Source organism: Secundilactobacillus sp. MJ173, assembly GCF_059704265.1.
This window is the reverse complement of record NZ_BAAKGN010000024.1, coordinates 1-16,916: the sequence shown is the minus strand read 5'-3', so window position 1 is coordinate 16,916 and position 16,916 is coordinate 1. Positions and strand designations below refer to the sequence as shown.

Sequence of the window (16,916 nt, the reverse complement as noted above, 5' to 3'; positions counted from 1 at the left end):
TCTATAATATTTTGAGTTATTCCAGTCTTTTTACTATTAAAATGCATGTTGAGCTCAGATAGAATATCTGAAAGCTTTCTTACTATAATTTCAGCATCTTCTTTTCTATTCGCAAAAATACGGTAGTCATCTCGATATCGTATTACGTGCCATTCATCCATTCGAAGATTTTCTTCATCTAATCTTCGAGACAATAGCATATCTGAATAGCCTAAAACAATTTCAGCAATAAAATCAAAAAGAGTACCGCCTTGCGGAATACCATTAGTTTGATTACATTGTATTTGGCGGATTTTCCTATCTAATTTTGCTCCAAAGCTTTTTCCTCCTTGTTTCTGCTTAGCTTTATCTTTTCCTCTAATTGCCCAATCAATTGTATGAGTATAAATTGAACCATAACAATTTGTAACATCCGTTTTAATACAGTAAGAAAACTGCATAGCCATTTTAATTGATTTTTGTTCTAGTCCTTCCCACCAGTTTAAAATAGTTTCTGCGGCATCAGTCTCTATAGTAGAAGACTCAACAGGTAAACTTATACATTCAATTCTGTCATCTTGTTGAAAGTCTTTAAATCTTTTCATTAGTAACTCCCAGTTTGAAGCAGTAGTCAAAAAATTAACAAGATCAACATATAATAAAGGATGAACAATCTGCACTGGCCTCCAATCATACCAACCATCTTTATTCAGCAAAATGGTATGGTTGGCATTCTCAGTTTTTAACAATTTATTTCGATCAATCATCGATTCAATGGGATTGCTTCCCAGCTTATCATTTGCACTATTCAACACATCATTAAAATTAAAGTACTCAGGTAACTGTAACGTAACATAACTATGAGCTTTTAATAAAAAAGCGCGAGCCTCTTTATTCGTCATTTCAATAATGCTTTTGTGATTAGCATTCATATTATTCTATCCTTCCAACTATTTTTTTACTACTTAAATACTATTTTGATAAAAAAGGGAACCCATATTTGGGAACCCTTAATAAACAATTTTACTCTGATCGATCAATCAACGGCTGAATTTTATCAGTAAAGTACTCTTTGATTTCCGCCTTTACATGCTTTTTCCACTTAAGCATATTAGGAATTTCAGAGTTAGGATTGAATGACTTATAACGGTTATATGACATCTTATCCAACAAATCTAACATTCCTTGCTGTTGCTTGTCAGACTCCGGATCATAGTGAGCCATAACGTACTTAAAGTTATCATACTTGAGCTGATACTGATTTGCGAAATCTTTCATCAGTTTCTGACTTTCATCATCGACCATTGATTCCAGAATTTGATCAACTTGTTGACCTCTATACCGTTCTGGATCATCCTGAATCTTCTTCCATAATGATCTCATGATGTCAGCTAACTTTTCATTCTTTTTACCTAAATCATCGATGTAATCATTGATTTCATTAACATCATCCTGGTTCATCTCAGATGATTGGTTATCTTCGTCAGGAACATAAGCTTGAATCAAAGCAACGATGTAGCGTTCATTGATTTCTTTAATATGAAAAGACTCAAGCTCATAGTCATCGTCAACCTCCAACTCGTCATCACCAATCGGTGGCTCTTTTTTTAAGCTCTCAAGTACGTTTTCGTAAGTACCCCGCAGCTCATCCATCTTTTCCTCTGGAATTTCAGACATATTAAGCTGTTCTTCCTCAGGCAACTCACTTTGGTTGTCTAACTCATCGTATGTTTGAATCGCAGCAGTATGCTTATCAAGTTCTTGGAAATCTTTCACAAATTGTTTCCTATCCTTTTTCGGAGCGTTTTCAATTGATTGAAGACTATCTGGTTGCAGGTACTTATCAAACGTCTTCCGCGCTTTAACATAGCGTTTTCTGGCTACTTTCCAGGTAGGAGCTAACACATCATTAGAACCACCATGCGAATAGAGCCGTAACGCATCATCAATGGCTTCGCTAAAGGCTTCTGGACATTGGAAAGTCGCGATTTGTCCCCACGTTTTGCCAGAATCGTAAATCCGATTAGTTCTGGAAAATGCTTGAATGATATTTTGTGGATTCATTGGCCGACGATCAACATATAGTGTTGACAGGTTAGGAGAATCAAACCCCGTTAACAACCGGTTCACTACAATAACAATATCTAGCTGCTGATGTGGTGTCTGATACTGCTTCTTCTTTCGAGCTAAACGATCACTTACATTACGATTATAAGTTGGTATTTCCGACATTGAAAAGTTAGTATGAAACATCCCATTGTAATCCGCGAGCGATTGCTTCATTTTATTTTGATTAACTATTGAATTATCCTCGTTCTCTTTAACTGAATACGTCACTGCAATACGCGGAAAATCAGGAGCCACTTCCTTAATCCGCTTAGGAACACTGCCTTGTTTAATTACTTCTCTGAACAAAGAATAATAGCGCTGTGCTTGCTTTATTGATGACGTGGTAAGAATAGCTGAGTAACGATGACCATTAATCAATCCTTGCTTTCTATAAGCAAGTTGTAATATTTTTTCAACTACTGCACGCATATGCTGCTCAGAAAGGTAAACTTGCTTTAGTCCATGGGTATTTCCCTCATCCTCTCTTTCTTCCTTACTATCCCCCAAATTATCAGTTTTAAATCCTAAGACGGCTTTGTCACGTAAAGCCTCTTTAATCGTATATTCGTGAAGGATTGGTCCATAAAGCTGCTCAGTAGTTCTAGCATCTTTACCATTTTCAGTCCTTGCATTTTCATCAAAAATTGGTGTCCCAGTAAAGCCGTACCAAAGTGGTTGGCGGTTAAAAAACTTATCCAACTCACGTTTTTGCGTTGGTGAAACTGTTCTATGACATTCATCAACGATAAAGGCCAGATTTATATCATTAAGCTTGACATACTTTTTGGCTTTTTTGGGATCTTTTTCTAGTCGTCTAAACAGCGTTTGCAACTTCTGCCTTGTCGTGACAAGTACTGTTCGTTTGCCATCAATTAGTTGATCTGCTAAATCAAAAATATCAGTGGTTTCATTTACATTAATTATGTCGTTGTTAGCGTAAGTTTGAAATGCATTTGTAGTTTGAGTATCCAGCTCATTTCTATCAATTAAAAAAATGGTCTTCTGAATACTTGGTATCTGTAATAAATTTCGGGCAACTTTGTAAGAAGTCAACGTCTTTCCTGATCCTGTTGTATGCCAGATAAAACCAGATTGACGTTCCCGAGAAGCCTTAAAAATAGCCTGAATAGCGCGAATCTGATAGGAACGAAGTAAAATAATGTTCTTTGCTTCACTATCTAAAACGGTATAATCCGCAATCATATGATGCGCTGCTGGAATAGACAAAACTTCACGAGAAAAAACAAGATAATTATCAACCAGCTTATTTTGTCCATCAACCCAAGAGGTTAGAAATTTGGAATTTAGATGTTCCCCTGCCGAAATATAACGGGTATTAGTACCATTAGTCACAACAAACATTTCCACAAAACAGAAAATATCAGTAAACTTACCTTCACTAATATACTTCTTAATTTGGTTAAATGCTTTCATATATGGTTGTTGGGGTGCTTTAAGTTCAATATGAATCATTGGTAAACCGTTGATCAGCAATGTCACATCAAAACGACGATTCTGATCCAGTGCCATACTTTTAGGCACTTCAACTTGATGAACGATTTCATAGACTGAAGTACCACCAGAAATGTTAGAGTTATCCAGAATTAATAAATCAGCATCTGGTAACGTAGAATCATCACGCTTTAAATGAAAACGAACTTGCCCATTGGCGCCTGACATGAATTCAGCTGCCCGATAAAAAGTCGGTTGAACAATCTGTGTCTTGATTGTCTGTTTTTCATTTTCGGTAAATGCTACATCCGCTAACTGTGACTTATTATTAGCTGACAAAATCCTGAAAAAGTTATTCCATAATTGTGGTACATTCTTTAAATCGTCACGAAGAACCCACTGATTAGTGCCCTTGGTTAAGCTATCAATTAATTTTTGTTCCATTCCTGCTTCAGCCATTTGAATACTCCTTTATTAATATTTACACAAACATTTTTTGTAAGAGGGCTTGCTTTAGTTTCTTTAAGTTGTCTAACATACGTTGATGATGAGTGATAAGATCATCTATATTTTTGAAAATAATTCCAATCTCTTCTTGTTCTTCATATTTTGGAAATGAAAACTGTATACTTTTAAAATCTACTGTTGTAAAACTTGATTGGTTAACGGCGGGTTTAGTTATAATTTTTATAAAAGTTTTATATTGATGCGTTTCAGTGATATTAAACCAAAACTGGGGATCAAAATTTTCTTTTGTCTGTGCTTTAAGAATATTAGTAGTATAAATAGTTTTCCTTGTTGGCTCTGTGTTGACAATTACAGCTGTTCCCATTTTTGTTTCGCTGTTAATAAAGTTTATTAATATATCATTTCTGTGAATTAGGTAATTTTCTGTTCTTGCTCCTTGAGGGTCTGTTTCATACCAATATTTGATGTTGTTATTTAAATCAAGACATCCATCATTTAAGTTATTTGCTCTAACAACAGGCAGTCCAATATCCGAATCTGATAATTTTCGTGATAAACCGCTTTTTAGATTCCTTAAAGTATCACCTAACTTATGCTGTTTCCATACGTCAGTGAATCCGTTAAACCTAATCTCTGGCTTATTTTGTCCATCCTTTGGAAACATTTTTTGTAAAAGTGACTGTTTTAATTTATTCAAAAGTTCTAACTTACGTTGATGGTGGGCGTAAGCATTATCCAAATATTCCAGAAATGCACCAACTTTATCTTGTTCGCCCGTGCTTGGAACTTTGATTCTTGCTTCTGAAATATCCTTTGAATTTATTGAATCGAATGTTGACCCAGTGCTATATTTTCTCCAATACTTATCTAATTTCATCTTTAATAGCAATTGATAAATAAATTCGTTAGCCTTAATTCCCGCAACGCCTCGGCCTAATACCACTTTATACTGTGTTTTCCCTACTTCTCCCACTGGGGCTCGAACTGATAAAATTAAATCACCAGGGCTAGCTATTTTTGTAATTTGTTTGGTCCAAACTCGTGGAACAACTTTTCCTCTTTTTAAATCAGCATTCCCTTGAACTAAAATATAATCACTAGGATCATCGGTATATGCGCTACCTGAGGGTGATTGTCCCATTGTTATTTTACCGATGTCAGATAACTTACGCTGTTCCCATGCGTCAGTGAATCCTTTAAATCTTAGGATTGGACTTTCTTTCGATTCTGCCATTAATCTGCATCCTCCAAGTCTTTGATGATGTCATTTAGTCCAACCATAATGTTGTCATCATCCGACGTTAAATCCTTTAACAACGAAACCAGACTATGTTCATTCTCTTTGATTTCCTGACTAGTTTGTCGTAAATCACTAGCAACTTGTTTCAGATCAATTTCAGGTTCTGGTTCAAAGGTATCTACATAACGGGGAATGTTCAAGTTAAACTCATTCTCCTGAATTTCATCAAACGTAGCTAGGTGGGCAAATTTATCAACATCTTCTCGTTTTTCATAAGTATCGAGAATCCGTTGAACATCTTCCTCACGTAACATATTCTGAGTCTTGGCTTTTTCAAATTCCTTTGAAGCATCAATGAACATAACGTTACGATCCTGTTTATCTTTTTTCAAAACCACAATTGCAGTTGGGATAGAAGTGTTATAGAACAAGTTAGCTGGTAATCCGATAACTGCATCAATTGCACCACTTTCAAGTAATTTTTGACGGATCTTACCTTCAGCTGCTCCTCGGAATAAGACACCATGAGGCAAAACAATTGCCATAGCACCGCTATGCTTCAGATGGTAATAGCCATGTAGAAGGAACGCGTAATCTGCCTTTGACTTGGGAGGCAACACACCGTAAGCGGAGAATCGAGGATCTTCCTTGAAACCATCCGCTGCCGACCATTTCAATGAATAAGGTGGATTCATAACGACTGAATCAAAGTTAGTGATTTCTTCAGCAGGCCAGTCTTCATCTAAGGTATCCCCATTACGTAAATGCTGGCTAGCAATATCAACGTGGTGAAGAATCATGTTCATACGAGCTAAGTTAAACGTTGACGTATTAATTTCTTGACCAAAATAGGTAATTCGATCTGTTGCGTCTGAATACTTTTTGAAGTTCAGAAGCAATGATCCGGAACCCATGGCTGGATCGTAAACAGTCATTCCATCTTTGTAGTCTTTTTCAACTAAGGTCAGTCGTGATAACAATTCAGAGACCTTTTGTGGCGTATAAAATTCACCAGCTTTTTTACCAGATTCTGATGCAAATTGGCCAATCAAGTATTCATAGGCATCACCTAAAGAATCTCCAGCAGTCTTAACAAGTTCCAATTTACCAATTGCAGAAAGCACTCCGGCAATTGTATCTGCTTGCTTCTGCGCATTATTTCCTAGACGTTTAGAGTAAAGGTCATAATCATCAAACAAGCCTTCAAATTCTGGACCAGCGCTTTCCAAATTGTTAAAGCCATCACCCAACTGATTTAACTGGAAAGAATGATCATCCACAGATTTTAAAATATTTGTGTAAGTTGCCTCTGGTTGGATAATATAACTGAAAGTATCCCTTAATTCAGCAATTAAATCAGGATCAGTTGCGTTCTCCTCGTAAATCTTTTGTGCTTCTGCTAAAGATGCGTTGTCCTTGCCTTCCAGTTCTGCTACATAGTAAAGCATGCTATCTGATAAATATTTGTAAAAAACCGTACCTAGTAAGTAATTCTTATACTCATTAGCATCCATCTTCGATCGTAATACGTCTGCTGCACTGAAAAGCCCGCTTTGTAATTCACTTGTTTCTGTCATTTTATTAATGACCTCCGTTAATATCTTTTTTATTTAGAATCCCAATAATAGCCTTGTTAACTTGTTGCGTATATTCATTATTTAATCTCGTTTGAATCAGTACAGATCGGTATAAATCACCAATCTTTCTTTGTGTCTGAATATCTGGTAGCTGAATCACTAAGTTACGAATATTGGCTGCTGTGACCCGCCTTAGAACAGTGCCCTCCATGGTATTATGTAACTGCCTTTTTACTGATTCTGATTCATTCAAAACATAACATAAATACCAAGCATAAGCTTTACTACTATCCAAGCCAAGACGTAATACATACTGTGGCATCATTTTGCCCTCTGATAGTGGAGAAACTACGGTTACACGGTCAGTCATTGTGTTAATAATTAAATCACCTGCGCTAACTGTAGCTTTCCCATCGTCAACTTGATAATTATCATTCCAATAGCCTTGATAGTAGTCAAGTTCAATATCATCATTAATATACAGATCAGGGTTGCCAAATTTCTTTTTTAATTCTGCACTATTTAACCCAGAAGATATGTGAGCTATCTCCTTTAATTTTCTTTTCTCTGAAAAATGCTTTGTCATTTATTTCTCCTTTCTTATTTCAGTTGAAGTACCTAAGCACAAAAATAAGTTTATACTTCGGTTGAAGTATTGTCAATAGCTTTTTTATATTTCAGCTGAAATATTTATATATTGAAAAAATAGCGTGAATCCCAAAAAATGGGACTCACGCTATTTTAACGATACTATTTAATTAAAAACTACCCTGCTCATGCGGGGAATATTGACTCCTCGTTCTCCGACCCAAACCACACTCAGGATCACCCCTGTTCATGCGGGGAATATACTAAAAAAATTTCAATTTAACGACAATTTTAAATCAAGTTTCTTGAAATTTTAATCAGATCTGGTTCAAGAAAACGTGAAACAAACTATGCATTAAATATACCATATTTTGATTTCATTGCGAGTGCTTGTCAAGCAAATCATCAATGGATAACCTTTAAAAGTAACATTAGAAAGTTAGAGTTCAATTATTTGAATTTTCGTCAAACTTCATATAGATGATCATTCTTTGTATCTCAAATTCACACAATCTATTTATAATGAATTACTCTAGTCCTCATGATCATACATCGCAATCCCCAACGGCGTCACAAACTGCGGAAAGTCCGGCTTAACGGCATCCATCTGCAGTGTCTTACTGAATGCCTTGATGAAATCTTTAAAATTAGTGGCCCCACCAACAACGACAACGGGCTTCTGCAACTCATCAGGTGCAGCGTTCTTTGTGATCGTGGCCATCTTTTCCACCACTGGTCGAATAATTGGGAAAACCTCGGCCTCCTTAGAGTTATCACGCTTCAAGAGTTCAGCTTTCTCTTGATCAATCTTCTGTGCCCCGGCAAGTACCAAGGTCATATGGAAGCCACCAGTTGCTTCATCCACAACAGTTGCAAGTTTGCCATTCTTAAAAATACTGATACCCGTGGTGCCACCACCAATATCAACCACTGTTCCGGATGAGATACGTAGGAATTTAGCAGCAGCAGTAGGCTCATCAACCACGTTTAAGCACTGAAGTTCAGCGGCTTCGATCACATTTGCGACCACTTTCTTGCCACCTTCACCAGTGTTAGGCGGAATGGCACCACAAGCCGTCGTAAGCTCCGTCTTTAAGACAGATTCAGCCTTTTGCTTTAACCGTTTTAAAATGTTAACACTCTCAAGGTAATCAACCACCATACCATCACGAACCGCGTGGTCATACTCAAAAGCACCGTATAGTGGATTATTGTTTTCATCTAAAACCGTGAGCACGATTGACGATGTCCCCAAGTCCACCCCAACACGCAGCTTTTCGTCAGGTTTTACTTTCCGAAGTGCATGATCACTATTCACAATCTTTGCAAATTCTTTTAATTGGCGGTTAGCCTTCGTTAAGACATCGTTCTTACCTTTAGCCATTTTCATCCCTCAATTTCTACTGATCGGTATTGATCAGGTAAATTTTTATAGACCAGCACATTGTAAGCGCTTAAATTTTCACGAAACCTGTTGGCCATTTCATGGGAAACTTCAACCTCTGAAAACTCACTTAAGTATAATAGTCAAAATAATAAGCACATCAGTTAAGGCGATTAGTTCCCTAGAAATGTATTTTTAAATCATTCATCCAAGTCTAGTAATTACATCACTCATCAGAATCAATCAACTTAGATAATTTTATTTAACATGTCTAATTTATCACAATAATCGGCTAAATATCAACTACGTTAAGAACAAGGAGTACTAAACCTCTCTAACAACCCATAAATAATTCGATGATGGCAGGTAAGCACAAATCTGTACACTATCCTAAAAATTTCAAATCAACAAGTAAACATAAATCAAAATCAAGTGTATGCTAATAATGAACATAAAAACAGTTAGCAGTAAACTGGATGGCAATACTAACAAATCGCCAGCTTACCCTAATATTGGTCAACTAACTATTATTATCTAAATACAATACGGAATATTGTGTATCAATTTTTCCTGATAGTGGTTTTATAATTTATAATTAGTTATATCTTAAATTGAAAGTGGCATCTAAGGGGATATTCAAAATGAAACTCAATAATTATGTAAAAATGGGATTAGCAACTTTATCACTTGTAGTTGGTTGGACAGTTGCTGGTGGGACTGCATCAGCACATAGTTTCACATACTGGACACATCCTCACTGGGTAACCGTAACAAAGACTACCACTATCGCCAAGAATAAAAATACCTATCCCCTTTACAAAAGCTATACGGTCCAAGAGTATAAAGTCTACCCTGGCCATCATCTCAAAGTACATCATGCGGCCAGCTACGATTGGGTAGTTGAAAGTGGCACGTTTAATACGAATGCTCACTACACATACGCTGTTGAGCACGGGTCGGGTACTAGCTGGTTTAAGCAAGGAATCCATAAAATAACTGTAAAAAAGAACGTAGCAAAATATAAATCATTTCACGGTTATCGTGTAGCGACTTCGAAGAGCGATTCTACCTTCAACACTTTTTATGATAAAGATACCCATGCAACCCTATCCGATTACCGTCCAACTCAAAAATCTAAAGTCATTTTTGAACCCGCCTCACAAGTTATGCCAACTCACCACGTGTGGACTTGGTTCCATGGCACTGATCAAAATCTTCTAACCGACTACCGCTATATTGGCGGTAAATGGGTTAACAAAGGTACAACCGATGTCAGCGATGACTAACTATTTTGTAGATGATTGAAGAATTAGACAAGCAGAGTTTTGAAGTATATAAAAACAACTTTTAGAACTGTAATTAGGAGGATATTGAAATGAAGTTAAGAAACTATATCTTATTAGGTGCTGCCGGACTTGCACTAGGGGTTAGCGCTCCGTTTACACAATCAAAAGCCGAAGCAAGCACGTACCGTTCAATTCCAAGCTCACTCAGTGGATATTACATTTCATCCAACAATTTAGCAATGATAGTTAGAAAACACACAGTAATCATTGCAATTCCACGTGCAGACGCTTCATCTGCACACGTAAATAAAGTGATTCATACTGGACATATTTATCGAATCCACACCAGTATCAACATGGGGAATACTATTCACGTTACGTACAAACTCGACCACTATGCACACAATAAATTCAAATACGCTGGCAAGTATTTCCATAAGGTTTCAAAATCAAAATATTATTATTATGTAAGCCACTAAACCTCATCCGTCATCCTTAGGATAATTGATAATGCATTTAGCACACCAAAATGAACAGAATATCGTATTACAAAAAAGCCAGATTCCATTCAGAACCTGGCTTTTTGTCATTACTATCCGCATACTACAAGTCGCAGTTATTGCGTACATCATTTAAGATTTCTCATTACCTAGTTAAATAAAAGTTTCACTCTCCGAATACAGCACCGCTTTACCACTCAACAATGTCCGGTCACCTTGGTAATCACAATACAAAACACCGGATCGTGGTGAGGCTTGGTAAGCCGTCAATTGATTTTTCCCCAAACGTTTAGCCCAATAAGGCACGATATGACAGTGACCGCTCCCACAAACCGGATCCTCGGGAACTGCCAGCTTGGGTGCAAAGGAACGCGAGGCACAATCGTATTTATCGCTGGCAACTGTGGCATGTTGCAGCAAGCCATCCAGTTGACTCAACTTATCCATATCGGGATTAAGCTGTTCGATATCTGTCCCATCCGGAAAGACACATAGTAGGTCTCTCCCCATGTAGGACTCTGCTGGCTGTTTTCCAAAGGCCGTCGTCATTTCTTCAGTGACTGGCACTTGCTTCAACTCATAAGAAGGAAAGTTCATTTCGTATAAATCCCCCTTCTTAGTCACCGTTAACTCACCGCCCTGAGTGTTAAATGTCACTGTATTACTGTTTTCAGGAGCAGCAAATTTAAACACTAAAAAGCCGGTTGCTAGGGTAGCATGTCCACATAAATCAATCTCGCCACCAGGTGTAAACCAGCGTAAATCATAGTGAGTGCTGTCTTGTTTCACAGCAAACGCGGTTTCGGACAATTTATTTTCCATGGCAATATTTTGCATCAAGGTATCATTGGGATACTCCGGTAAAAACATCACCGCTGCTGGATTACCCTTAAAAATTTCATCTGTAAACGCATCAACAACATAACTTTTGGCCAATATAAAGCCTCCCTTTCTATATGTACATCACACCACATGAACAACCAGCGTTAATCACATGAACGCCTTGTTATCCCGATAAGAATAATGTATATTAAATTCGTTCATTAGTAAAACGAATAATAGTCATACTAATATGAAAGGAATTAATAGTGATGAAACGCCTCCTGGCATTGCAAAAAGTCATTGAGCTACAGAGTTTCTCTAAAGCCGCGTCAGCACTTGGTTATACGCAATCGGCAATCAGTCACATGATTGCGTCTTTAGAAAGCGAATTTGCGATTAAACTACTTTACCGCTCACATACTGGCGTGCAGCTCACCTTGGAAGGCGCGCAGGTATACCCGCTAATCCAAAACACGATACGTCAATATCAAGCCATGCAGGAAAAAGTTCAAGAAATTAAGGGCTTAAGTTCTGGCACCATTAGGATTGGTACGATTTCCAGTATTTCAGCACACTGGTTGCCACTTCTGATTCAAAAATTTCAACAACAGTACCCACAAGTAAAGTTCATTTTGCATCAAGGCGATTACACGACCATTCCCGAATGGGTGCGCACGAACCAAGTTGATTTCGGCTTTGTGAGTCCTGACGCCCTACCTCATACAGATGTTCAATTCGTGAAGTCTGGCGCACTAAAAGCTGTCCTGCCGCCCAATCACCCACTAGTTCAGCACGGTTTCGTGACATTAGCAGACCTTACCTCCGAACCCTTTCTGGAATTGGAGGAAGGTTCCTACAGCGAACCGTTAGCTGCCTTTGAAAAAGCAAACTTACAACCCAATATCAAGCTGCGTGTCCACGATGATTATTCCATTCTTTCAATGGTTGAACTAGGCTTAGGCGTTAGCATTTTACCTGAGTTAGTTTTACAGAAAACAGCTTATAACATAGCGATTTTACCCATCAAACCTGAACTGACACGAAAAATTGGTATGATTAGTCAAAAGAAAGTGATGCTGCCGATTGCCAGCCAGTACTTCATTAAATTTATAATGGACAATATTGATTTATTACCGTAAGCAAAAAAGTCAGCCCCGATTTCTCAGGACTGACTTTTCTTTTGGTAGCCATTTAGCAGACTACCAACTGATTTTTTAATTATTAACGAGCGGTCTTCCAGCACCAAGTTAACTTAGCGCCTTATTCCCATTCTATACTTCACCTTAACAGTATCAGGATGAATCAGCGTGTTTAAGGCGTTTATCGAAACAACTAATAGCAATAAAAAACTAAAAAATCAAATGCGATGTGCCATTTTAGTGCCAGTAGTATTGAGAAATCTAAACTTCAAAACTACAGTTACGGGTAGTCCGATTTATATATTGGTCTACCTTTTTTGTACCCATTTTTTAGTTCAATATTTTTCACTGCTGGCTAAATCTATTTGATCAAAATGGAGGTAATCTACTTGCAAACAGCAACCCGTAAAGTTTCTGTCTGGTTAGCCCTGCTGACCTTGTTCACTTCAATTTTTATGACCCCAATCACAAGTGCTTTTGCCGCTGACATGACCAACATTAAAGCTGGCGACTGGGTATCAACTTGGCATCTCAGTCTATTGAATGGTCTTCATTGGACTGACACCGGTATTTACAAAAAAGTTGTTGATGGCCAAATCACTTTCTGTGTTGAACACGGGATCGATATTGAAAATTCTGGTTCAGGTTGGACACCAACTGATTATTCGGCGGCTGAGAAAGACAAGCTAGCCGAAATTGCGTATTTTGCTTATCAACAAAATCCAACTGACGCCAATTATGGTCTAGCACAAATTATGATCTGGGAAGCCTTAGGTAATGAACTATTGACCACCGACTATCCAGATTATCAAAATAAAAAAGCGGCTGTGCTGGCAAAAGTTGCAGCGTTCAACACCAAGCCATCGTTCAATGATCAAAATATTACCTTAAACGTTGGTGATTCAATCACTTTAACCGACACTAATGGCACTTTGGCTTCATATATTGAACAAACTGCTAATACCGCTAATTTGAACATCACAAAAGCTGGCAATAAATTGACTTTGACTGCCACAGCTAATTCCAAGGAATCTGGTAAGATTTCCTTTGCTAAAGCTAAGGCTGCTAATATTGGTACTTCCCTCCTTTATGGTAAAGGTAATCAACAAAAAATTGCCTATTTCAAACTGCCAAACGGAAATAACTTTGATCTAAACATTAAGGTAAATCTGAATGGTAATTTGAAAGCTAAAAAAGTTGACGCTGATACCAACAAGGCTCTGCCAGGTGCGAAACTCAAATTTGAGTACAATGGTCAAACCAAAGAAGTTACCACTGGCACTGATGGTTACGCCGCTTTAAACGACATCAAGGCCGGTACCCAAGTCAAAGTTTCAGAAGTAACCGCACCTAATGGCTACGTTAATAAAGGTGAAATCAAGACGGCCACGATCGCACCTAATCAAACAATCGAAGTCGTTCTTGGCAACAAAGAACAACTTGGTAATGTAAATCTAACGAAGATTGGCCGCCAATTTGGCACCAATATGTTTAACAAATACTATTCATTAAATGGCGCCATGTATGGCATCTATTCAACCGATGGTAAAAAAGTTGGAACGATCACTACCGATAGTACTGGTAAAGGTGCGCTACAAAATCTAAAACTCGGTAACTACTACGCCGTTGAAGAAAAAGCTCCGGCCGGTTATATTCTTAACAACGAGAAGGTACCTTTTGAGTTGAAATATGCTGGTCAAAATGTCGCGGTCACTGCTACTTCGGTTAAAGCGACCGATGATGAACAATTCGGTACTGCCACTTTGATCAAGGAAGATACTAAAACTGGTAAAACGCCACAAGGCGCTGCATCACTTGATGGTGCTGTCTATGAACTACATCGAGCTTCAAATGATGAACTAGTTGATACCGTTACGATTAAAAACAATCAAGCAAGTGTCGCCAATCTAAAGTTAGACGACTACTACTGGCTCGAAAAAGCAGCGCCAACTGGCTACATTAAAGATACAGAAAAACATGCATTCAAACTGACCTACGCTGGGCAAAATGCGAAAACAGCCACCGTATCAACAACCGTTAAAGAACAAGTCATTACTGGTGGCTTCGACTTAATCAAGATTGGTAACTATGATTGGCACACCGCACTTTCTAGCCATTTAACTGGTAAAGAAAACAAGTCTAATCCACTGGCTAATGTTGAGTTTACAGTCACTAGCAACACAACAAATAAGGTCGTCACAACGGGTACAACCGATAAAGAAGGTTATCTCAAATTTACTGATCTACCCTATGACACTTATACCGTGACGGAAACAAAAACACCAGAAGGCTATAAAACCGCCGATCCATTCAAAGTCACGATTCATCAACAAAACGAGACCCATCATTATTCAGTCGTCAATAATGTATTGGAAGAACGTTTGAAAGTAGTCAAAGCTGACGCCGAATCCGGCAAAACAATTCCGCGTGCCAACGCTGGCTTTAAAATTAAATCACTACAAACTGGTAAATATGTTTCCATGCCTAATCTCAATCATGACGGGACAACAGACACTTTTATGACTAATGAAGAGGGCTACTTGACCACAACTGAGGCACTCCCCTATGGTCAATATGAATTAGTCGAAACACAAGCACCATTAGGCTATGTTCTTGCCAAAGACCCAGCTAAATTTTCGATCACTGGCAAAGATAGTGATGGTATTGTGACCGTCAAATTTACGGATAAGTCGCAAAAAGGTATTGTCACTTTGCATAAAACTGGTGCCACGCCTGTTGAGGTAACTAAACAGTCAACCAAGTACGGCGAACAATACGGTTTTAACTATGACTACACCCCACTGGCCGGTGCCAAGTTTGAATTTACTGCCAGTAAAAATATCACCACCGCTGATGGTACTGTCCACGCCAAAAAGGGTGAGATTGTCGCCACGGCTACGACTGATGCTAACGGACAAATCAAAACCCCACAACTTTATCTCGGTAAATACTCAGTTAAAGAAGTTGCCGCACCAAATGGCTTTATTCTCAATGACAAGCCAATTGATTTTGAATTAAAATACGCTGGTCAAAATGTTGAAGTGACTTCAACTTCTCTCAAAGCGACTAACGATTTTCAGAAATTAAACGTGGTGGTTAACAAGCAAGCTGAACAAATCAAGAGTTGGGATAAAAACAAACCCACGCTTGAAAATAAAGCTGCTAATGGTCAAGTCTTCGGACTGTTCAGTAAAGCTGGCTACACCAATAGCGACATCAAGGTTCCGGCAAAGGCATTAGTCGCAACTGCGATCGTCAAAGATGGTAAAGCAACCTTTGCCGACATTCAATTGCCTGAAGATAGCTATTATGCGCAAGAACTAGATGCCGGTGAAGCTTATCAGCTTGATGACCAAACTTATGATTTTGAATTTAAGGCAACTGACAACACCGCGACTAAAAATTTCACGATCAATGATGATAAGGACGCCCCAATTCTAAATAAACTACACTTCAACGAATTTACCTTTAAGAAAATCAACGAGACCGCTAAGTTAGTTGAAGATAAAGGTTATCAATTCACTTTTGATGGCAACGCCAAGGGTGCGGTGTTTGAATTACTAGATAAGGATAAGAAAGTCATTCAAACCACTACAATTGATGACAAGTCGATTGGTGCCTTCAAGAATGTACCGGTTGGCACCTTCTATTTACGGGAAAAGACTCCTTCCGCGACCAATCTTGTTTTGACTAAGGACTTAACTAAAATTGTTTCAACCAAAACTGGTATCACTGTCTATGATGCTAAAGGTCAATTAATTAGTCAGGATAAAAAACAGGCAGACGAAAAAGCAACAACTGAAACTAAAGAAACCACCAAAAAACCAGAAATTAGTTTCACACTGAAAAATAATTTGATCAAGGGTACTGGTGAATTAACCAAGACTGATGTCAGCAATGGTAAAGTCTTGCCAAACACTGGTATTAAAGTTCTCGATCAAGATGGCAAAACAGTTGTATCAGGTCGGACTAATGACAAGGGTATTTTCAGTTTTGCCAACCTGCCTGCTGGCAAATACCAATTTGTGGAGTATGACGCACCAAAAGGTTACAAGATCAATGAAACACCTGTCGATTTTGAAATCACTAAAGATGGTGAAATCGTCAAGGCGCAAATGAAAGATGAAGCGGTCGATAGGCCACTAATTCACCTACCACAAACTGGTGAAGAACGTAATCAATTGTTAAGCGTTATTGGCGTGATTCTACTATTAATCACTAGCTTAATTGTCTGGTGGATTCATCATTCAAGAAAAACTAATGCGGATTTTTATGACGATGAAGATGAAGATGATAACTGGAACAATGAATAGTCTCTCCCATCGGAAAGAGTGATCGTATGCCAAAAGAAAAAATTGATTCTGTTTTTAAT

11 protein-coding genes are annotated in these 16,916 nt (G+C 38.1%); 4 read left to right on the top strand and 7 right to left on the bottom strand.

The genetic code is table 11. The annotated features are described in order from the left end of the window. From AC6H04_RS04170 to eutJ, 6 genes are all read right to left on the bottom strand, one after another. The coding region (locus AC6H04_RS04170) for an RNA-directed DNA polymerase (protein WP_497570498.1) at window positions 1-911 on the bottom strand (911 nt) is incomplete at its 3' end. A gap of 91 nt (window positions 912-1,002) precedes the next feature. Next, entirely contained in the window at window positions 1,003-3,999 is a 2,997-nt protein-coding gene (locus AC6H04_RS04165; protein ID WP_497570497.1) for a type I restriction endonuclease subunit R, EcoR124 family, read from the bottom strand. 22 nt (window positions 4,000-4,021) lie between these two features. After that, window positions 4,022-5,242, bottom strand: a complete 1,221-nt coding sequence (locus AC6H04_RS04160) for a restriction endonuclease subunit S (protein ID WP_497570496.1) — start codon at window positions 5,240-5,242, stop codon at window positions 4,022-4,024. Further along, entirely contained in the window at window positions 5,242-6,825 is a 1,584-nt protein-coding gene (locus AC6H04_RS04155) for a type I restriction-modification system subunit M (protein ID WP_497570495.1), read from the bottom strand. Before AC6H04_RS04155 ends, AC6H04_RS04160 begins: the two co-directional genes overlap by 1 nt. A gap of 4 nt (window positions 6,826-6,829) precedes the next feature. Beyond that, window positions 6,830-7,411: a restriction endonuclease subunit S gene (locus tag AC6H04_RS04150; RefSeq protein ID WP_497570494.1), complete on the bottom strand. Its 582-nt coding sequence runs from the start codon at window positions 7,409-7,411 to the stop codon at window positions 6,830-6,832. Between the two features lie 534 nt (window positions 7,412-7,945). Next, complete coding sequence (gene eutJ, locus AC6H04_RS04145) at window positions 7,946-8,803, bottom strand: ethanolamine utilization protein EutJ (RefSeq protein ID WP_497570493.1); 858 nt, start codon at window positions 8,801-8,803, stop codon at window positions 7,946-7,948. A 635-nt stretch (window positions 8,804-9,438) separates the two neighbouring features. On the opposite strand from eutJ, the gene AC6H04_RS04140 reads away from it, so the two are divergent. Beyond that, window positions 9,439-10,083: a hypothetical protein gene (locus AC6H04_RS04140; RefSeq protein ID WP_497570492.1), complete on the top strand. Its 645-nt coding sequence runs from the start codon at window positions 9,439-9,441 to the stop codon at window positions 10,081-10,083. A gap of 89 nt (window positions 10,084-10,172) precedes the next feature. After that, window positions 10,173-10,562 (top strand): hypothetical protein, encoded by a 390-nt coding sequence (locus tag AC6H04_RS04135; RefSeq protein WP_497570491.1) that lies wholly within the window; start codon window positions 10,173-10,175, stop codon window positions 10,560-10,562. A 174-nt stretch (window positions 10,563-10,736) separates the two neighbouring features. Here the strand turns inward: AC6H04_RS04135 and AC6H04_RS04130 are convergent, their stop codons facing one another. Then, complete coding sequence (locus AC6H04_RS04130; RefSeq protein ID WP_497570490.1) at window positions 10,737-11,519, bottom strand: PhzF family phenazine biosynthesis protein; 783 nt, start codon at window positions 11,517-11,519, stop codon at window positions 10,737-10,739. A 155-nt stretch (window positions 11,520-11,674) separates the two neighbouring features. On the opposite strand from AC6H04_RS04130, the gene AC6H04_RS04125 reads away from it, so the two are divergent. Then, window positions 11,675-12,544, top strand: a complete 870-nt coding sequence (locus tag AC6H04_RS04125) for a LysR family transcriptional regulator (protein ID WP_497570499.1) — start codon at window positions 11,675-11,677, stop codon at window positions 12,542-12,544. Window positions 12,545-12,933: 389 nt separating this feature from the next. Beyond that, window positions 12,934-16,857: an LPXTG cell wall anchor domain-containing protein gene (locus tag AC6H04_RS04120; protein WP_105450039.1), complete on the top strand. Its 3,924-nt coding sequence runs from the start codon at window positions 12,934-12,936 to the stop codon at window positions 16,855-16,857. The last annotated feature ends 59 nt before the right edge of the window (window positions 16,858-16,916 follow it).